Annotated in this window: 26 protein-coding genes; 15 read left to right on the top strand and 11 right to left on the bottom strand. The window is 57.4% G+C overall.

Annotated elements, in window-relative coordinates; all coding sequences use genetic code 11:
- Positions 1-126 precede the first annotated feature (126 nt).
- Positions 127-987, top strand: a complete 861-nt coding sequence (locus HWX74_RS08140; protein WP_176013071.1) for a glycosyltransferase family 2 protein — start codon at positions 127-129, stop codon at positions 985-987.
- A 46-nt stretch (positions 988-1,033) separates the two neighbouring features.
- Here the strand turns inward: HWX74_RS08140 and HWX74_RS08135 are convergent, their stop codons facing one another.
- Together HWX74_RS08135 and HWX74_RS08130 are read right to left on the bottom strand one after the other, a co-directional pair.
- Positions 1,034-1,300 (bottom strand): ogr/Delta-like zinc finger family protein, encoded by a 267-nt coding sequence (locus HWX74_RS08135; RefSeq protein WP_176013070.1) that lies wholly within the window; start codon positions 1,298-1,300, stop codon positions 1,034-1,036.
- A gap of 62 nt (positions 1,301-1,362) precedes the next feature.
- Positions 1,363-3,135 carry a terminase family protein gene (locus HWX74_RS08130; RefSeq protein ID WP_176013069.1) on the bottom strand — a complete coding sequence of 591 codons (1,773 nt, stop codon included), beginning with the start codon at positions 3,133-3,135 and terminating at the stop codon, positions 1,363-1,365.
- 170 nt (positions 3,136-3,305) lie between these two features.
- On the opposite strand from HWX74_RS08130, the gene HWX74_RS08125 reads away from it, so the two are divergent.
- The 6 genes from HWX74_RS08125 to HWX74_RS08100 all read left to right on the top strand — a co-directional run bounded on the left by HWX74_RS08125 (position 3,306) and on the right by HWX74_RS08100 (position 8,335).
- Positions 3,306-4,145, top strand: coding sequence for a GPO family capsid scaffolding protein (locus tag HWX74_RS08125; RefSeq protein WP_176013068.1), 840 nt, complete (start codon positions 3,306-3,308; stop codon positions 4,143-4,145).
- 13 nt (positions 4,146-4,158) lie between these two features.
- A complete protein-coding gene (locus HWX74_RS08120; protein WP_176013067.1) occupies positions 4,159-5,181 on the top strand; it encodes a phage major capsid protein, P2 family in 1,023 nt (340 codons plus the stop codon).
- Positions 5,182-5,183: 2 nt separating this feature from the next.
- Positions 5,184-5,942 carry a phage terminase small subunit gene (gene gpM / locus HWX74_RS08115; protein WP_176013066.1) on the top strand — a complete coding sequence of 253 codons (759 nt, stop codon included), beginning with the start codon at positions 5,184-5,186 and terminating at the stop codon, positions 5,940-5,942.
- 356 nt (positions 5,943-6,298) lie between these two features.
- The gene (locus HWX74_RS08110; RefSeq protein ID WP_176013065.1) at positions 6,299-6,655 is read left to right on the top strand and encodes a head completion/stabilization protein; all 357 of its coding nucleotides are present in this window, start codon (positions 6,299-6,301) and stop codon (positions 6,653-6,655) included.
- Between the two features lie 488 nt (positions 6,656-7,143).
- Complete coding sequence (locus tag HWX74_RS08105) at positions 7,144-7,638, top strand: phage tail protein (RefSeq protein WP_176013064.1); 495 nt, start codon at positions 7,144-7,146, stop codon at positions 7,636-7,638.
- Positions 7,639-7,642: 4 nt separating this feature from the next.
- Positions 7,643-8,335 (top strand): hypothetical protein, encoded by a 693-nt coding sequence (locus HWX74_RS08100; protein ID WP_176013063.1) that lies wholly within the window; start codon positions 7,643-7,645, stop codon positions 8,333-8,335.
- Between the two features lie 63 nt (positions 8,336-8,398).
- Here the strand turns inward: HWX74_RS08100 and HWX74_RS20480 are convergent, their stop codons facing one another.
- The 6 genes from HWX74_RS20480 to HWX74_RS08075 all read right to left on the bottom strand — a co-directional run bounded on the left by HWX74_RS20480 (position 8,399) and on the right by HWX74_RS08075 (position 10,314).
- Complete coding sequence (locus HWX74_RS20480; protein WP_303048095.1) at positions 8,399-8,527, bottom strand: hypothetical protein; 129 nt, start codon at positions 8,525-8,527, stop codon at positions 8,399-8,401.
- A gap of 10 nt (positions 8,528-8,537) precedes the next feature.
- Positions 8,538-8,783, bottom strand: a complete 246-nt coding sequence (locus HWX74_RS08095; protein ID WP_176013062.1) for a hypothetical protein — start codon at positions 8,781-8,783, stop codon at positions 8,538-8,540.
- A 15-nt stretch (positions 8,784-8,798) separates the two neighbouring features.
- Positions 8,799-9,176 (bottom strand): hypothetical protein, encoded by a 378-nt coding sequence (locus HWX74_RS08090; protein WP_176013061.1) that lies wholly within the window; start codon positions 9,174-9,176, stop codon positions 8,799-8,801.
- A complete protein-coding gene (locus HWX74_RS08085; protein WP_176013060.1) occupies positions 9,173-9,430 on the bottom strand; it encodes a hypothetical protein in 258 nt (85 codons plus the stop codon). The genes HWX74_RS08090 and HWX74_RS08085 overlap by 4 nt, the downstream gene beginning before the upstream one ends.
- 274 nt (positions 9,431-9,704) lie before the next feature.
- A complete protein-coding gene (locus HWX74_RS08080) occupies positions 9,705-10,040 on the bottom strand; it encodes a DUF2442 domain-containing protein (RefSeq protein WP_176013059.1) in 336 nt (111 codons plus the stop codon).
- 34 nt (positions 10,041-10,074) lie between these two features.
- Complete coding sequence (locus HWX74_RS08075; protein WP_176013058.1) at positions 10,075-10,314, bottom strand: DUF4160 domain-containing protein; 240 nt, start codon at positions 10,312-10,314, stop codon at positions 10,075-10,077.
- 86 nt (positions 10,315-10,400) lie between these two features.
- Between HWX74_RS08075 and HWX74_RS08070 the strand changes: the two genes are divergently transcribed.
- The 7 genes from HWX74_RS08070 to HWX74_RS08040 all read left to right on the top strand — a co-directional run bounded on the left by HWX74_RS08070 (position 10,401) and on the right by HWX74_RS08040 (position 16,794).
- Positions 10,401-11,519 carry a DUF2586 domain-containing protein gene (locus HWX74_RS08070; RefSeq protein WP_176013057.1) on the top strand — a complete coding sequence of 373 codons (1,119 nt, stop codon included), beginning with the start codon at positions 10,401-10,403 and terminating at the stop codon, positions 11,517-11,519.
- A gap of 18 nt (positions 11,520-11,537) precedes the next feature.
- Positions 11,538-11,984, top strand: coding sequence for a phage protein (locus HWX74_RS08065; protein WP_176013056.1), 447 nt, complete (start codon positions 11,538-11,540; stop codon positions 11,982-11,984).
- A 90-nt stretch (positions 11,985-12,074) separates the two neighbouring features.
- On the top strand, positions 12,075-12,359 hold the full coding sequence (locus tag HWX74_RS08060) for a putative phage tail assembly chaperone (RefSeq protein ID WP_176013055.1): 285 nt from the start codon (positions 12,075-12,077) through the stop codon (positions 12,357-12,359).
- A complete protein-coding gene (locus HWX74_RS08055; protein WP_176011558.1) occupies positions 12,356-12,505 on the top strand; it encodes a hypothetical protein in 150 nt (49 codons plus the stop codon). The genes HWX74_RS08060 and HWX74_RS08055 overlap by 4 nt, the downstream gene beginning before the upstream one ends.
- A gap of 310 nt (positions 12,506-12,815) precedes the next feature.
- Positions 12,816-13,865 carry an IS110 family transposase gene (locus HWX74_RS08050; RefSeq protein ID WP_176013054.1) on the top strand — a complete coding sequence of 350 codons (1,050 nt, stop codon included), beginning with the start codon at positions 12,816-12,818 and terminating at the stop codon, positions 13,863-13,865.
- Between the two features lie 490 nt (positions 13,866-14,355).
- Positions 14,356-16,566 (top strand): phage tail tape measure protein, encoded by a 2,211-nt coding sequence (locus tag HWX74_RS08045; RefSeq protein ID WP_176013053.1) that lies wholly within the window; start codon positions 14,356-14,358, stop codon positions 16,564-16,566.
- 30 nt (positions 16,567-16,596) lie between these two features.
- Positions 16,597-16,794, top strand: coding sequence for a hypothetical protein (locus HWX74_RS08040; RefSeq protein ID WP_176013052.1), 198 nt, complete (start codon positions 16,597-16,599; stop codon positions 16,792-16,794).
- 7 nt (positions 16,795-16,801) lie between these two features.
- Here the strand turns inward: HWX74_RS08040 and HWX74_RS08035 are convergent, their stop codons facing one another.
- Positions 16,802-17,173, bottom strand: a complete 372-nt coding sequence (locus HWX74_RS08035; RefSeq protein WP_368506820.1) for a four helix bundle protein — start codon at positions 17,171-17,173, stop codon at positions 16,802-16,804.
- Positions 17,174-17,229: 56 nt separating this feature from the next.
- Here HWX74_RS08035 and HWX74_RS08030 point away from each other — a divergent pair, with 56 nt between their 5' ends.
- Complete coding sequence (locus tag HWX74_RS08030; protein WP_176013050.1) at positions 17,230-17,547, top strand: DUF2590 family protein; 318 nt, start codon at positions 17,230-17,232, stop codon at positions 17,545-17,547.
- Between the two features lie 58 nt (positions 17,548-17,605).
- Here HWX74_RS08030 and HWX74_RS08025 read toward each other — a convergent pair whose 3' ends face one another.
- Together HWX74_RS08025 and HWX74_RS08020 are read right to left on the bottom strand one after the other, a co-directional pair.
- Positions 17,606-17,980 (bottom strand): DUF2442 domain-containing protein, encoded by a 375-nt coding sequence (locus tag HWX74_RS08025; protein ID WP_176013049.1) that lies wholly within the window; start codon positions 17,978-17,980, stop codon positions 17,606-17,608.
- On the bottom strand, positions 17,952-18,188 hold the full coding sequence (locus HWX74_RS08020; protein WP_176013048.1) for a DUF4160 domain-containing protein: 237 nt from the start codon (positions 18,186-18,188) through the stop codon (positions 17,952-17,954). The genes HWX74_RS08025 and HWX74_RS08020 overlap by 29 nt, the downstream gene beginning before the upstream one ends.
- Positions 18,189-18,304 lie beyond the last annotated feature (116 nt).

Here is an 18,304-nt window from a genome sequence, read left to right as displayed (position 1 = left end):
AACTCTTAACCGGGCGGCTCTTAACGGGGCCGCTTTTTTTGTCAAAAAAACTTAATTTTTCTTGAAAACCATTGTTTTCTACAATTGCAAGTTCATTTTGTCAAACATATATTTAATTATCGAACAATGAAAGAGTTAATCAAAATTACGGTGATTTTGCGCGTCGGCGGCGAAACCCGGCTGCTGGATCGGGTGCTGGCGGCGCTGTATGCCGAACTGCCGGCCGGCTGCGAGGTGATGACCGTAGACTGCGAGCCGGGCAGCCGCAATTTAGCGATTCTGGCCGATTATCCGGATATACATCATTTGCCGGTCAAACAGTCCGAATACGTGCCGGGCCGGGTGATGAACCGCGCGGCGGCCGCCGCGGCCGGGGAAATACTGGTGTTCCAGAACGACGACGCGGTGGCGGCTCCCGGCTGGCTGGGGGCGCTGATCGCGCCGCTGGCGGCTCCGGGCGTCGGCGCGGTCTATGCCCGGCAGACGCCGCGCGCGGACGCCTGGCTGCCGGTGGTGGTCGATTACCGCGGCGTGTTCGGCGACGGGCCGGGCGCCGATGACTTTTTTTCAATCGTATCGGCGGCGGCGCGGCGCGAAACTTTACTCGCGTGTCCGTTTCGCGAGGATCTGCGCTATGCGGAAGATACCGAATGGGCGCTGCGGCTGCGGGCCGCCGGGCGGCGCGTCGTTTACGTGCCGGGCGCGGTGGTTGAACATTCTCACAATTACCCGTTCCGGGCCTTTTGCCGCCGTTGTTTTCGGGAAGAACTGGCCCATGTGGAAATCGGCCGGCACACGTCGATTTGCCGGCATCTGTTCTGGCGGCTTCCGGGCGGCTGCTGCCATGACCTGCAACTGGCTTGGCGAACCGGCCGCTGCAGGGAGCTGCCGCGCGCATTGGTCTACCGGGTGCTGCAGCACTGCAGCGGCGCGGCCGGCATCGTGGCCGGGCGTTGGCGGAAGTTTCTGCGCCGCGAAACAGCTTGAAAATAAGCAATTCGGGCGGCCTTTGACCGGGGCCGCCTTTTTTATTTTAAAGCAATTTGGGCTGATGCGGCGCGAATGTGCGCAGCAGCTCGGCCTTGTCGCGTTCGGGTAAATTGGCAATCTGCTCATAAAGCGAGTTGGTGAGCGTCGAAGCCGGCGGGGTGACGTCGTGCGAAAAAGCGATCCGCATCACAAAGCGCGCGGCGCAATCGTCCGATTTGCAGACGCAGTAAATTTCGGCCACCGTCCGGGAGAGACGGGAGCTGTGGGTAATCAGGGCCCGGGATTGGCAATGCGGGCAAGTGATGCGCATTATTTTGTATTGATCTCCTGTTTTTGGGGATTGCTATACAATATATTGTATAACAGCTTATGTCAAGCGCCGATCGACCAGCGGCTTTTGCGCTCCTGGTCCGGCAGGATCAAACCTTCGTTGGAAATCGCCTGCATGATCGCCCAGGCGGCGTCGGCGTGGCCGGTCTTTTCGCTGCGGTTGGCGTAGTACAGGATTTTGTCGCTTTTCGCGCCGACGGCGCGCTTGACCTGCAAAAAGCCGGCGGCGATATCCGACCATGACGCGTCCCATTTGATCCGGCCGTCGCCGATCACCTGCTGCGCCTTCAATACCAGCTGATTTTTCTGCTCCGGCGTGTAGACGATACCGTCGGCGCGCGGGAAAAACAATTGCACGTATTCGGAGACGCCGGAGCCTGGGCCGGTCGCGTCCATCGTGATCCGTTGGACATGATACTTTTTGGTCAACCCCTTCATGAAGTCCGCCTGCGCGGGCCAGCTCACATCGTGCAGCGTGATTTTTTCGATCACATGGAACGTGCCGCGATAAGTGCCCGGCGGCGCGACGACGACGATGCAGGCGCCGTCGCGGTTGCGCGACGGGTCGTAACCGATCCAGACCGGTTGCTTGTCGAGGCCGGGCGGGAACAGGTTTTTGTCGCCGAGGCAGGCGCACAACTGGCTGAACGAGAAAACGCTGCCGGCGTCGTCGATGAACTCGCAGCCGAACAACTGCCGGAACTCTTCCGGGGAGTATTCCAGCTCGAGGTCGGCGCGGTTGAACAGCGTGCAGCCCATCCGCTCGGCGTCGTCCAGCGTGATAATCGTCCGCCACTGGCCGTCCGGACAGAGCCGGAACCCGTCGCGCAATTCTTTCCGGCCCGGAAATTCCGCCAGTTTTTTATTGGTTTTCCGGTTCCGTTCGTTGTATTCGTCGCCAGTCCAGAACGGGTACGCCTCATGGGTGGTGGCGCTTGGCGTCGAGAAAAAGGTGCGCGACCATTGCGCCTGGGCGGAGGAAGCGCCGACCAGTTTTTTGACCTTGCTGAAATTCGGGATCCAGAAATATTCGTCGATGTAGACGTCGCCGTGGCGGCCCTGGCCGGTGGCGCTGTTGGTGGAGAGGAAATACAAGGTGGCGACGCCGTGCGGCGTGTGAATGACGATTTTGTCGCTGCCCTTGAGGTCGATTTCAAACCATTCGAGCGCCAGCTCCCGGATATAGTCCTTGAAAATCTCCGACTGCGCCCGGCTGGCCGAAATGAAGATTTTATTGCGGCCGGTCAACAATGCGTCGGTGAACGCCTCGCGCGCAAAATACCAGGTCAAGCCGATCTGGCGCGATTTCAGAATATTCCGCGTCCGCTCCCGCCGCTTTTCCCAGAGCTGGAGCTGATAGGCGAACAGCCCGTCGCGGAACTTGTCCATCAGGTCGATTTCGTCGATAGCGGTGAAGTCGTTTTTGCCCGGTTTGCGGCCGCGTTTTTTCCGCGGCGCCGTTTCCGGGGGCGCGGCGGCCGCCGGTTCGGCGTCGCTTTCGGCGGCGGCGGCCGACCGCCGTTTGTCGGCCAGGCGCGCGGCATTGAGTTTGCGGCGCTCAACATGCTCCAGCAGCCGTTCAAGCTCCAGCAATTGCGGCAGGCTCTTTTCTTCCTGCCGCAGGAGCTGCGATATCCGGCATTCGATCAGGCCGTCGACGTTCTCCCGGCCGGCCGCCGGCCGCCAGCCGCCGGTTCTGATCCAGTTGTAAAGCGTGCGGCGCTCAATCGCCAGCGCGTCGGCGATCACCTCGACCGTTTCGCCGTCGAAATACCGGCTTCGCGCCGCCGCCTTTTGTGTTTCGGAATATTTCATATCGCAAAATTACCGCCGATAAATTGGAAGAAAAGCAAGATTTTTTGTGATTTCCTGTGATTTTCCGATTATCACAAAAACGCACAAAATCAATGAATTGCAAACTTGGTTCCATCGGGCGATCTTTCATTGCGATACATGAAAAATCAACTTTTTTGCGAGGTGCAGCAATGCCTGGAATGTGTTTGACCAACTGGGTGACGATCGGCCGCAGCGGCCCGACGGTGGACGGCCGGAAAATTGATCCTGAAGCGCTGAAGGCCGCGGCGAAAAATTACAATCCGGAAACCTATACCGCGATTATCAATTACAACCATCTTTACGGCAATCTGGGCAGTGTCCGCGAATTGCGGGCGGCGGACAAAGGCGACTATGTCGAGCTGCAGGCCCGGCTTCGGCCGAACCTGTATTACTACATGTTCAACAGCAACGAAATGGGGCTGTTCTTCTCGATGGAGCTGGTCAAAAATTTTGCCGAAACCAAAAAACCCTACTTGATCGGCCTGGCGGCGACGGACAACCCGGCGAGCCTGGGCACCACCGAACTGCATTTCAGTGCCGACGCCGACCGCGACAATTATATGCGCGGAGAATCCGTCCGGCTGGCCGACGCCGGCCTTCCGGCCCGCGAATCCCTGAAAAGCGCGCTGCTCGGCGCGTTGAAGGATTTTTTCAACCATGAACCAAAGGAAGACGACATGACGAAAGAAGAATTGACGGCGGCCGTGGCCGAGGCGGTGAACCCGCTGGCCGGACGGCTGGAGAAGCTCGAAGAAAAATTTTCGGCGCCGGACAACGGCGACGCCGCCGCCGGAGCCGGAAAATCCCCGGTTGCGCCCGACGATGATTACAAGGCGAAGTACGCCGCGCTGGAGGGCAAATACGCCGAACTGGTAGGCAAGTATGCCGAACTGGCCGGCAAGGTTGAAGCGGCGTTGAAAGACGTTCCCGGCGAAACGGAAAAAAACTCGACCGGCGCGGCCGACGGCGCGGCGCCGTTCATCATGTAAGGAGCAATTTATCATGCGTTTTGAATCCAGACTGCAATTCGAGGCGATGCAGAAACAGCTCGCCGTTACTTACGGCGTCGCCGACGTCCGTGAAAGTTTTGAGGTGACCACGCCGATGGCGCAGCGGCTGCTGAACGCCGTTCAGGAGTCCGACGCGTTTTTGAGCCGCTGCGCGCTGATTTCGACCACCGACACGACCGGCGAAGTGGTGACGCTCGGATTATCGCGCCGGCTGGCCGGCCGCACCGACACCTCGGGCTCCGGCAAACGGCAGGCGCTGCCGATCTCCAAAAAAGACGGGCGCAAATACCTGGTCACGCAGACCAACTTCGACTATGCGTTGCGTTACAACGAAATCGACGTCTGGCGGCGGTATTCCGATTACGCGGCCCGGATCGCCGCGATGGTCAACCGGCAGATGGCGCTTGATCTTTTGTGCATGGGCTGGTACGGCAAAAGCGCGGCGGCCGACACCGACATCACCAGTAATCCGTTGCTGGAAGATGTTTTGACCGGTTGGTTCGAGCGGCTGAAAACCCAGAAGCCGGCGAATTTCGTTTCTCCGGCGGCGACCGAGAGCGTGCCGTCGCCGAAGATCACTTTCGGCGCGTCCGGCGATTACAAGAATCTCGACCAGGCCGGCAACGACCTCTTGTCGATGATCCCGATCGAACACCGCACCGGCCGCGAAATCGTGCTGATCGGCCGCGGCCTGCTGGCCTGGGAGGTCGATATCCTGTTTGAGCTGTACGGCCAGAAGCCGACCGAAAAACAGGCGATGCAGGTGCTGAAAAAAGGCATTGCCGGCATGGAGGCGGTGACGCCGGCCGGCTTCCCCGACCTGGGGATGATGGTGACCGACCCGGTCAATTTGCAGTATTATGTACAGGACGGCACGATCCGCAAGCAGATCAAGGACGAACCGGCCAAAGACCAGATCGAGACCTATCAGAGCCAGAATATGGATTACCAGATCGGCGACCTCGACGCGATCGCCGCGCTCGATCACGCCAAAGTCGAAGACCCGGCGGTGTAATCATGAGCATCGGAATGCGACACCAGAAACGGGTGCGGGCCGAGGAAGCGGCCCGGCGGCAACTTGAAATCCTGCGCCGGCAGGACGCCGCGGCGCTGGCCGACGCCGCCAAAGGAAACGCCGCGTTCGAGCTGTTGACCGTGGAACTCGAAAACGCGCGGAAAGCGCTGCACGAGCTGCCGCAGGGCGAAGCCAGGCGCGAACGGAAAAAGCGGCTGCTCGCGCAATATCTGCCGATGGTCGAAGCGTTTCTGGCCGGGCCGGAAAATTATCAGAACCCGGTGTTGATGTGGTGTCTGATCTGGAGCTGTGATATCGGCGACCTGGCCGGCGCGCAGCGGCTGGCCGACGCCGCGATCGAACGCAATCAGGCGATGCCGCATCCGCCGTTCGGCAAGGACTACACCGTGAAACTGTTCTGGGCGGATTCGGTATTGACCTGGGCGACGCTGGAGTTTGCCGCGGGCCGCAGCGTGAACCCGTATTTCCCGGACATGTTCGGCCGGGTGATGGAATGGCCGGTGCACGATGTGATAAAGGCCAAATACTACAAGCTGGCGGCGCTGATCGCTGAAAAAAATGAAGCGATCGACGAGGCGCTGGCCTATGCGGTCGCGGCGCGGGACGTCGGCGCCGGAGCGGTCAAGGTGAAAACCCTGATCGCCCGGCTGGAAAAGGCGGCGGCGGCAAAAGCCGAGGCCGGACGGCGCGCGCCGAAAGAACCGGACGCCGGCGGCGGCGGTACGGAAACGGAAGAATAATGAAAAAGTACCTTGCTCGAAGCCATGAGTACGGCGAAGCCGCACGGAATGGCGGAGAGCGGGGCCCCCGACAAGTACCCGCAGCTTTTCGCGGAGCGAAAAGACCCGAGCCTTAAACGGCGAGGGTGGCAACTTTTCGGGGAAGAATAACTCACCCCGCGGGCGGCGGTTGACGGATGGCTTGATCGGCCTTTTAAGAACTGATCCTGCCGCGCCGTCACCGCCGGCCGCCCTTATCGAGTTCAAAGTTGAAAGTTTGAAAGTTGAAAGTTGGGGGAGAGGGAAGAGGGAAGATAGTTAAGAGTTGAAAGTTTGAAAATTGAAAGCCGGGAAGATGGCTGACGGGAAAGGTTAAAATGGTGCAATGGGGCGAAAAAAGCGCGCCGGACGCGTTGCCGGATGTGGATTTCGGCGGGTTCTGGCCGACCATCAGCGGCGGGAAGTTTCGCCGGCTGTACCGGATCCCGGCCGAATTGCCGAATGAGATTGTAATCGAGCAGCTGCGGCTGGCCGGGTTGACCGTCTGCCGGCAGTTGCGCCGGTGGCGCGAACGGCAGACGGCCGCGACGATGGCGGAGATCGCGCAGGATGCGGTGGATGGCGTCGGCGCGTTGACGCTCTATTTCGAGCGGGCGGTTTATTGCGAGGCGAAAGCGGAACTGCTGCGCGAAACGATGAGGCCGACCGGCGCAAGGAAGCCGAAAACGCAGTGAAAAGCGGCGACGCCACCGAAGAAAAATACCGGGAATTTGCCGCCGACGCGATCGCCGCGATCATCGGCAACAACCGGATTTATGTGGAGCTAATATGAATCTCCAAAAAGTTGCCTCCCTCGGCGTTTGAGCCTCGGGACTTTCAGCAAAGCCGAAAGCTTCGGGTACTTTTTGGAGGCCACGCCCTCTGTTCCTCCGTGCGGCTTGCGCCGTACTCGGAACGGCGGGAAAGGAATGAAAAAAAAAATGAAGTTGCCTCCTCCGGCTTGGGAAAGGAGTTCAAAGTTGAAAGTTTGAAAGTTAAAAGTTCAAATCTCGCGGGCGCGAGTCCGGCGCAAGCCGCACGGAACACCGGAGAGCGGGGATGGGAACCCGAAGGGTTGCCAGCACCCCACAAGGGGCTACGAAAAGTACCCGCAGCTTTTTGAAGCGAAGCGAAAAAAAGACCCGAGGCCCGTGGCCGACGGGTGGCAACTTTTGGGGGAATCATGATCAGAAACCGATTTGACGAATTGCGGAAGTATCTCAAAACAAAATTAACTCTGCTCGGCATTCGGCCGGAGCAGTTCGACGCCTGGATCGACAAGCTGGCGCTGCCGGAGGGCGGGCACAACGAAACGGAAGACGGCTACCACCTCTGCAATTTCCGTTACACGGGCCGGATTTATATTGAGCGCCTGCCCGAAGCGCAGTTGTCGCTGCTGGCGCTGTACGTGCGGTCGTGGCTCGACGACAACGACGACACCCGCGGCGCATACAAGCTGCCGGATCCGGAGGCTGAAATCATCCCGCTGGACGACGACACGCTGATCGATGTGCTGTTGCCGGTCGAGTTTGTCGACCCGGTCTACCTGGCGCCGGCCGGTGACGACGATCCGGAGGCGCTGGACTGGTGCGGCCGCAAATGGAGCGTCGCCGAATACCTGGTCGATTACGCCGAGCGCGGCACCGTCAATCAGGCGCCGACCGAGTCGGAGGAATAACACGATGGCTGACGCCGTACAAATGAAAATGATCGGCATGAAGGAGGCGCTGGAGGCGGTGAAACTGCTGCAGCTGTCGCCGGCGGAAAAGCGGCGGTACCTGAAGCGGGTCGGCTACCTGGCGAAAATGCAGGCCCGCAAGAATACCGAGCGGCAGAAGACGGTGGACGGCGCGCCGTTCGCGCCGCGCAGTCCGCGTTCCGGCAAGACCGGGCCGATGCTGAAAAAAATCGCCAAAGGGCGCTGGATGGGCGTCCGGATGGTCGGCGACAATGCCGCCGAAGTGTATTTCCCGTACAAGCCGACCAAAATGAAAGACGGCGGCCGGCGCAAAATCTCGGTCGGCGAAGTCGCTTATCGGCAGCAGTATGGCGGAATTGAAGAATACCAGCGGGCAAAGCTGGAGAACCTCGTCGCGGATCCTGGCAAACAATGGCTGGAAAAGTGCGATAGAAAGCTGGCCGCCGAATTGATCCGGTGCGGATTTCGTCGGCCGCTGAAATGGATTATGGAGAATGTTCCGGTGTCGCTGGCCGCCGGTTATCTGAAGAAAGTGAAAGCGTCCTGGAACATTAAAACGCCGGCGCGGCCGTTCCTGGGCGCGAACCCGAAGCAGCGCAAGCTGTGGGGCGACGCCATGCTGCGCGACCTTGAGGTGAAGTTCAAAAAGAAAAATTATCAACATCTGGTGAACTGAAGTGGGCGATGCGAAAAGAAAAACGGCGGCCGTTTTATTGGCCGCCGGGTTGGAATGGTTGGCTTATGCCGCGAATGCCGCGACGACGGCGAACAGGGCCGCCGCGATCAGGCACCAGCCGCCGGCCAGCCCGGAGAACTCGGCTTCCGCGTCCGAATGGCCGCAGCCGCCTTTGACCGGCGGGTCATTCATGGCCGGGCTCCTAACTGAACAGCATCGGCAGCAGCAGCCGGATTTGACGGGTGTTCAACCCGGATTTCCGCAATTCGCCGCGGAGCTGCTCTTTCAAAACGCCGTTCGCGTAATCGACCAGCCGGACGATTTCAACGGTCTGCTCCGGCCGCAGCCCGGCAAGCATCGGGTGCGCGGTGATGAAGCGGTGCATGATTTCCTGACGGTTTTCGCCGCTGAAGTCGGCGGCCAACAAGTTTTCGGTCTGATTTTTCATCGCTTTTATCTCCGTTCAGGCGTTGATGATCGCCAGGTAAACCACCGACCGTTCGGCGTCGGCAAGCCCGGGACATTCCAGCACCGCTTCGCCGAGGCGGTATTTGAGGTCGTTGCAGGAGTTGGCCAGGAGCGCGCAGACCGAGGCGATTTGCCGGTCGTTGAGCTTGTCCAGCTCCGGATAATCGCTGCCGAGCAGCCGGCGCAGCTTGTCCATCGGGACGTCGACCAGCGTATGGGCCGGCACCATCCGGGATTCAAAATAGAGCGAGGCGTGCCGCCGTTCCGCAACTCCGACCAGCGTCAATTTCCGCTGGATGCCGGCGAGGCGTTCCAGTTCGTTCGGCCCGGCGAAAATGCCCGGTTTGCACGAGTCGATGATTCCGCCGCTCATTTCGACACCGCCTTTCCCTGCGCTTTCGCGCAAACGCTGAAACACGGGCAGAGCCTCCGGGAAACGATTTCGCGGCCGATCGCCGCGTATGCGGGCTGCACGTCGGAGAGTTCCGGCAGTTCCGCGTCCGCCAGGCCGAGCGCCGCAAGCCGTTCGCGGAGCCGCGCGGTCTGCTTCCGGAGTTTGGACAGTTCGACTTTCAGCGCGACCAGCTCCCGGAACGAGGGCTGCCAACTGGTGAAACGGTTTCTCATGAGAAAACCTCCGCGGGCGCAAAAAAGGCTTTTGGATTCGGTGTTAACGCACCATCCCGCCGGCACCACCCGTAACGGTTTCCTCCAAAAGCCTAAAATTGTACCCTTTTTATGCTGTTTTGCAACATACATAAAAAAATCAACCTCACGCCATTTTCCGGAGTTGGTAGCTCCGCGGTTGACTTGGCGAGTTGCGACGTTAATCGCAACTGGAAATAAAAATACCGCGGCATTTGACGTTTGTCAAGCCGCGGTATGCGGAAACGCGGAAGAATTAATGACCGGCCAATTCCGGAGCGGGAGCGGCGGTCTTCTTCGGGCGGCCGCCTTTGGCGCCGTTGGCGCGGCTGGCGGAAGCCTTGCGGGCGGAAGTCATCCGGCCCATGACGGCGGCAGCCTTGCGGCGGCGGATTTCCATCCACTTGTCGACGCTGACCTTGAGCGGATAATTTTCCGGATGTTCCAGGGATTCGATTTCCAAGTCGATTTCGGCCTGAGGCCAGTAAACGCCCCAACGGTCGGCGGTGACATGGCACAGTTCTTCCAGAGTGCAATAACGGAACCAAGGATAATCCGCGTGCTTCAGGTGGTAGTTCCGCCCGTGAATCACAACATGAATTCCTTCCTGGTCGAGACTGAGAAACTCAGCCTGGAAAACGTTCATTCCACTTTTTTCGACATTCCCGTTCATGCTTTTTCACCTCTTTCAGTAGTTCATTCAACAACGATGGATTTATGTTGCCGGCAATCTGCGCCACTTCAATCTTCGGCTCCAGCCAGATTTTTATTTTGGCCTCGGGACTTACGGCATGGACATGACAGCGCGATTCCTCGTTCAACCAAAACTTGATGGCGAATCCTTTAAAATAAAATATTATCGGCATGATGCAATCCTTAAGCTCAGTTCATAAAATATATAAGCAAACGTTAGGTTTTTCAAGGAAAAATCTTAAAAAAAAAGGAAAAAATTATGGCAATCGGCAGCGTTACGGTAACACAGGTCAACGATTCGCAGGGCGCGTTCAAGCAGTGCGAGAAAACTTTTCTGTACGTGGGGACGGCGGCGGACGGCGCACAGGCGGGCATTCTGACCGTCGGCGCCGGCAGCGACCTGGACAGTTTGTTCGGCGCCGGGGCGAGCAACCTTAAAACGCAACTCGCCGCGGCGGTCGCCAACGCGCAAGACACGGAATTTTTCGCCTACGCGATCGCGCTGGAGGCGGACGAGGACTGGAAAACCGCGGTTTTGGCCGCGCTGGAAAAACCGCACGATTTGAACGTCGAAGCGATCGCAGTCTGTGACCCGGTAAGCAGCCAGGCGGAAGTCCTGGCGGCGCAGAGCTGCGCCGAAAGCATCGTTTCGCGCTATGCGAAATTCGTTTTTGTGAACCTTTGTTGCGCCTCGATCGGTTCGGCCGAAAGCTGGTCGGCCTACCTGGCCAAGCTCAAAGAACTGAATACCGGCGTCGCCGCCGACCGGGTGGCGATCGTGCCGCTGCTGCACGGCAACAACCTGGGCGCGGTGTGCGGCCGCTTGTGCAATCCGTCCGCCTCGATCGCCGACACGCCGATGCGGACGATGACCGGCGCGGTGACCGGCCTCGGCGCGGCTCCGGTCGACGGGCCGGGAGCGCCGCTGGATATGCCGACGATCAAGGCGCTGGCCGAGGCGCGGTTCAGCGTCCCCCAGTGGTATCCGGGCTACGACGGCATTTACTGGGCTGACCATCCGATGCTCGACGCCGAGGGCGGCGACTTCCAGGTGGTGGAGTACCGGCGGATTATCGACTACCTGGCGCGCCGCGTCCGAATCCGGGCGATCCGGCGGATCGGCGACCGGCGGCTGAACAGCACCGCCGCGTCGATTGCCCAGAATAAGACTTATTTCGCCGGGCCGCTGCGCGACGCGGCAAAATCTTTCGTGATGGGCGGGATTGAATTTCCGGCGATGATCTATCCGCCCGGCGACGACGCGATCGCCATCACCTGGACGGGCAAGACCGAGGTGGCGATCGCCATCACCGCGCAACCCTACAACTGCCCGAAGAAGATTACTGTGTATCTGGGATTGGATTTGTCCAACGACTAATAAGGAGAACCCGATATTATGACTGTAAAAAGATTCAACGGCATGAGCTTCACGCTCGACCTCGGCGTCGCGGCGCTGAAAGTGCAGAAATTCACCCTCGACATTACCGACAACTCGACCACCGCCAAGCGGAACGGCCGGCCGAACGGGCGGCTGCGCGGCGACGTGGAAGCCTCCGGAACCATCACCGTCGACCGCGACGGCCTCCGGGCGTTTACCGAACTGGCAAAAGCGGCCGGAAGCTGGCAGGAGATGGACACGTTCGACATTGTGGCGTTCGCCACCGCCGGCGACAACGACGAATTGAAGATCGAGGTGTTCGGCTGCCTGGTAAAAGTCAACAAGCTCCTGGATATCGACAAGTCGAGTTCGGACGAAGCCGCTTTCGAACTGCCGTTCGACGTGACCAGCCCGGATTTCGTGAAGATCGACGGCGTACCCTACGTTCCGGCCGAGGAAGAGTAAGAAGAGTTAAGAGTTGAAAGTTTGAAAGTTGAAAGTTGGGGAAGAGTTGAGAGTTGAGAGTTGAAAGTTTGAAAGTTGAAAGTGAAGACCATGAAAGAAAAAAGTATTGTTCTGATTATCGGGAAGATTGATTTTGCGTTTAATGTTTCGCTGGCTCTTTATAACGAATTTGTCGACGCGATCCAGGCGACCAGCAAGACGGTGCCGGCGACGAATTTTGTCCGCCGGGCATTGGCCGACAAGGCGCAGCTCGCGGCGCTGAACGAATTGATCGGCCAGGGGCTGGCGGTGGATATCGCCGGCAAACTGATCGAGGAGTTCCGGCCGAAAGTCGAGATTGAATTAAAAAAGTCGGACGGCGCTTCGAGCAATTGAAAAATGACAAAGGCAGTTACGCGTTGCTCTGCGTCTACGCCCGGAAATGGTTCCCGGGCCGGCCGATCGACGCGGACTGCCTGGCCGAAGCGCAATTCCTGGAATGGGATTATTGGGAACGGTTGAAAACGATGTTCGGCGGGTGATTATTTGCCGGATTTGATTTTCGCCAGTGTTTCGTCAAACGGAGTTTTAGACGCGTTCGGGTGATCATCCAGCCACCGGCGGCGGCGGAATGCGATATTGGCCGGGTGGTTAGGCGGACAGAAAACGGTATGATAAACCATGCGGATTCCGGCAATGAAAAAAACAGTTGCTATGGTAAAAAGGAATGAGGTAGCGGTTATGAAATGAAAGAGGCTGATTCTCAAAGATGTGATACTGTAAAATAAGACATCGGCTCTGACGGACAGAGTCATGCAGACAGTTAAAACATCACAAAAGGAGACATCAGCCATGAGAAAATGTAGCACGGTATCGTTCGAAGGTCAAGTGATATTTGTCGGAATTGATGTGCACAAGGAAAGTTGGGTGGTGAATTTGCGGCATTGCCACCGTGAACTGGACAAGTTCAGCATGAATCCGAGCCCTGAGATGTTGGCGAAGTATCTGAAGATGAACTATCCGGGCGCCGAGTACCGGAGCGTTTACGAGGCAGGATTCAGCGGATTCTGGGCGCACCGGCGATTGTGTGAGCTCGGGATTGAGAATATCGTAATCAACCCGGCGGACGTGCCGACCAGCGGCAAGGAGCGCGACCGCAAGAACGATGCCGTGGACAGCCGACAATTGGCGCGGAAGCTGGAGAACCGGACATTGGAAGGGATCTATATTCCGCCTGAAGATAATTTGGAATTGAGAAACCTGGTCAGACGTGAAACGAAACTGACCGGCAATATAACCAGGGTCAAAAACCGGATCAAAGGACACCTGAATTTCATGGGGTTGAAGTTTGGAAGTTGGTCTGGAAGTTCTTTGAAAATGATGTATGCGGACGCGGCAAAGCGTTACGATTATGCCTTGCAGAGCATGTTGCGGGAACTGCGTTTTCTCAGAGAAGAGAAACTGCATGTGATCCGCGATGAACGGCGGTGTCTGAAGCGTTTGAAGCGCGACAAAGTACAGAAGCATCTACAGAGTATACCTGGCGTCGGGTTTCATACGGCGGTGATGCTGCAGGCCGAATTGTGGGACTTGCTGCGCTTTGAAGACAAGGATTCGCTGAGCTCGTATGTGGGATTCGCACCGAGGTTGGTCGGCAGCGGCGAACACGAGGCCGTCAAATCCGCCGGGAATCGCAAGAAAAAGCAACTGCATGCCATCCTGATCCAGTCGGCGTGGAGGTCGGTGTCGTACAATCTGGAGATTCGGGCCAGATATGGAGCCTTGCTTCATAAGGGGGCCAGTCCACAACGGGCTATTTCGATCATCGGCAAGAAATTGCTCTATGCGCTTCGGGCCGTGTGGCTCCAGGAACGTGATTACATGGTATCCGCAAGTGAATAAGATTTAAGTAGTTTCGGAGATTCTGTTTGCTGTGACTGTGAAATTCGGTTCTTTTTAGCACGTCGTTCGTTTGCTCCTTGATCCGAGGGGATCATGTAAAACAGTTTGCGAGTGCTATTTCAGAGTGGAACAGCAAAATGCGAAACCTTGAATTCATTCAAGAGTTGTCGTCAATAATAGTGTCCGATTTTTGCCCGAACCGCAACCAGAAGATAATCTTTAATTGGAAGACTGTAAAAATATTTACAGATGGAAGTCCTCTGCCCTTTGAGGCGGAGTTTCGCAAATAACAACAAATAACAGGAAAAATACAAACAAAGAAAGAGTCAGTCTCTTGACTTTTTCATAATAGGAGCAAGGATGATGAACAAAATCGGACAAACAAGTCCTATAAAAACTATTAAAATGCCCATGTTTCACCACCGTTGTTTAACAAGCGCCAAATACTTAACTGACATTACTATATAACGCTATTCCGAAAAAGTCAAATATGAACTCGGCATTGGAAAAATTAACGTTCAGCGTATTGCTGCTGGATAAATTGAGCGGCCCGTCGAAAGGGTTGTGCAAATCGCTGGAAAAGGTACAGGAAAAAAGCCGCGAAGCATTTGTAATGTTTGGCAAAGGCAGTGCGGCGTTAACCGGAGCAGTCCTGTCATTGAACGGCCTGACCGGCCCGGCGCGGGAATTTGAGAAAGCGCTCGGCGGCATCCGTTCCTTGGGGGCGGCGGAAGATGAGATTCAGAAACTCGGCAAAGAGGCATTGAAATTCTCCCGCGAGTTCGGCGGCAGCGCGGCCGATATCGTCGAATCCGGTTATGCGATTCAAAGCGCGTTTCAGGGACTGGAGAACGGCGAACTGGCCAAGTTCACCGTCAACAGCGCGCTGCTGGCCAGGGCGACCAAAGCCGACGCCGGGACGATCACCGGCTACATGTCGACGATGCTCGGCGTATTCGAGAAAGACGCGGCGAAAATCGGCCGGGCCGAGTGGATTGACCGGTTGACCGGCAAGACCGCCGAGGCGGTCAAGATGTTCCGCACCGACGGCATGAACATGCAGGCGGCTTTCGCGCAACTGGGCGCGGCCGGCGCCAGCAAGGGCGTCGGCATGGACGAACAGATGAGCGTGCTCGGCATGCTGCAGACCGTGACCGGCTCCGGCAGCGTCGCCGCGACGCAGTACCGGGCGTTTCTCGGCAAGGCCGGCGAAGCCGGTCAAAAGCTCGGCATGAATTTTGCCGACGCCTCCGGCAACATGCTGCCGATGGCCGATATTCTCGACAAAATTCAGGCGCGCTATGGCGACACGATCGATATCATGGAGGCGCAGCAGCTGAAAAAAGCGTTCGGCTCCGACGAGGCGGTGGCGGCGATCACCTCCATGCTCGGCAAAACCTCCGCGTTGCGCGACAATATCGCCACATTGCAAAAAGTGTCCGACACCGGCCCGGCGCAGAAGATGGCAAAGGATCTGACCGATCAACTGGATTCTTTCAAGGGAATGCTGAATTCAATCCGGGTCACGTTGGGGCGTACTTTGCTGCCGGCGGTCAATGCCGCGCTATGGGCGGCGTCCGGATTCATGTCGATGATTGCCTGGCTGCTGGACAATCTGCCGCCGCTGCGCTGGGCTTTCGCGTTGACGGCAATCGCCATTACCGGTTTTTCCACGGCATGGGGCGCGGCAATGACTGTTATGGGCGTAATTAAATTTATCCGTGCTTTGGGAATGGAACTTCGGATTGTCTGGGCCTGGTGCCTGAAAAATTCGGCGGCGACGCATTCGATGACTTTCGCCCAGCGCCTGAACGCGGTTACGCAAATGTTGTGGGCCAAAACAATGGGGCCGGCGGTGAAATTATGCCGTATGTTCACTTGGACGAACATCAAGCTGGCCGGTGCGCTGGTGTGGCAGAATACCGTGATGATCGCCCAGAAAGTCGGCATGCTGGTTTACGCCGGCGCAGTCTGGCTGCTGAACGCGGCGCTGCTGCCGGCGATTGCGGCGGTCTGGGCGTTCACGGCGGCTCTCCTGGCCAACCCGGTCACTTGGCTGGTCGTCGGCATTGTCGCGTTGATTGCGGCGATTGCGGCGCTGGTTTACTGGTGGGATGACCTTGCGGCGGCCGCCGTCGATTGCTGGAATGCGGTCGTCGGCGCGGCGGCGTGGTGCTGGGAGAAGCTCAAGGCTTTCTTTGCCGGCTTCGGTGAATGGCTGTTGGCATTGCTGGGGCCGGTCGGCTGGATTGTCCTGGCGTTCCGGAAATGGGACGTCATAAAAGATATCGCTTCCGGCGTCTGGAACTTTGTCGCGGCCGGCTTCGCCTGGCTGTGGGAGAAAATCCGGGCGATAGGAACGGCGATCGGCGACTTTTTCGGCTGGATCTGGGACGGTGTCGCCGGCGGCGTCCGGGCGGCGCTGGATACGGTGCTCGGCGTGATCGACGCCGTTACCGGCGCGATCGGCAAATTCTGGAGCTGGATCACCGGCGGCGGCAGCGTCGAAGTCCGGGACATGCGCGAAAACGAGCCGGTGATGGCCCAGGCGACCGCGCAGCGCCGCAATCCCGACGTGGCAGCCGGCGGCATCCGGAGCAGCGTCAACAATCGAACCACCAACTATGGAGGCGTTACAATCAACACGACCGCGTTTCCGGGGCCGGGCGAACTTGAAGACTATATGATGCTGCAAAGCTAAGAGGAGAGGGTAGAGTTAAGAGTTGAAAGTTTGAAAGTTGAAAGTTGGGGGAGAAAAGGCGGAGAGAGGGTAGAGTTAAGAGTTGAAAGTTTGAAAGTTGAAAGTTGGGGGAGAAAAGGCGGAGAGAGGGTAGAGTTAAGAGTTGAAAGTTTGAAAGTTGAAAGTTGGGGGAGAAAAGGCGGAGAGAGGGTAGAGTTGAGAGTTGAAAGTTTGAAAGTTGAAAGTTGAGAAAATGTCAGGAGGTGGTATTGTGAAGTTTATTTTGAAGTGTGATTTTGGCGCTGCCGAGCATGCGCATGAGTTCGCGGCAGTCTCTGAGAATACTTTCAGCGGCTTCTCCAGAGAGGTAATCCGTGTCACGGAGAAGCATCAGCCAGTATTCGGTTTCCAACGCTTCCTTATACGAGATCGTCAGCTTGGCAAGAAAATCCCGATCGGATTGCGCTCCATTGGCTTCCCGGACGTTGGCGCCGATTCCGGTACCGGAGCGCAACACCTGTTTGGACAACACAAATTCCCGCTTCTCCACGGTCAGATGTTGATACATTTTAACCACGCGAAGCGCAAACTGATAAGATTTTTCCTGAATCGGACTGCTCATATGGATACTGTAGTCCGGATTCCCATAACTTTCAACTTTCAAACTTTCAACTCTTAACTGAAATGATTTATTCGGATATTGAAATTCTGGATGACGACCTGGCGCTGGACGATGTGCAGGCGCGGATCATCTACGACCGCGACGTGATTTTGCAGGATCTGCAACATGCGCTGCGGGAAAGCGGGCTGCTGACGGCGCTGATCGGCGAACGGTCGCCGGCGCGGCGCAAGCTGGCGGAGCAGAAGATTGTCGCGCTGGCCGAAGATGACAAGCGGATTGTTCCCGGTTCAGTGATATTGACGGCCGAAGCCGGCGGCTATCTGCTGGCCGGGCGCACGTATGAATTTGGAACTTTTTCGGAGGCTTTACAATATGAATAAAAGAAAAGCGGCGGCCGTTTTGCTGGCCGTCGGGTTGGGACTGGCTTTTTATGCGGCGTTACGCGAGAATTTTCTTTTTAGCCGGACGGCCCCCTTTGGCCCCGTTGGAACGGCTGGCGGCAGCTTTGCGTCCGGAACGGACGGCGCCGCCGCGTTTCCCAAGTTGCGCGGCGGGATTCGCCGCCGGGTGCATCACCAGCGGGAATTTCTCCGGCGCGGACAAAATTTCGGTGCTCAAGTCGATATCGGCGGCATCCCAGCGGATATGGCCGTTTCCGCAATATTCGAGGTCGAACACTTCACGCCCGCGCAAGTCGGCCAAATATGGAAAGTCGCGGAAAGCCGCGAAATAACCGCGCCCCTCCACGATGAGATACAGCCCTTCGGGGCTGATGAACCGCACTTCAGCGGCTTTTTCGACAATTCCACTCATTTTCTATGGTCTCCTCATTTTCTGCAACCAGTTGGGCGATTTTCTGCAATTCATGCTCGGGAAAGCCTTTATTTGTGGCAAGACGCGCCGGTTTTATCCAGAATTTCGCCTCGACCTGATCGCGTATCACGTGAACATGGATCGGTTCGCCATCCTCATTGCTGTAGAAGAAGAACCGATAAGGCCCGATCCGCAGTATCGTCGGCATTGTTCTCAAAACCTTTCCTGCAAAACATAATAATTAAAACCCAAGCGTTTAGGTTTATACAGCAAATTAACGCTGAATCGGCGATTTGTCAAGCCGCAACGGTGCGGAAAGGAGAG

This window comes from Victivallis sp. Marseille-Q1083, from assembly GCF_903645315.1.
In the GTDB taxonomy this organism is placed as follows: Bacteria; Verrucomicrobiota; Lentisphaeria; order Victivallales; family Victivallaceae; genus UMGS1518.
This window is presented reverse-complemented; position numbering and strand designations above follow the sequence as displayed.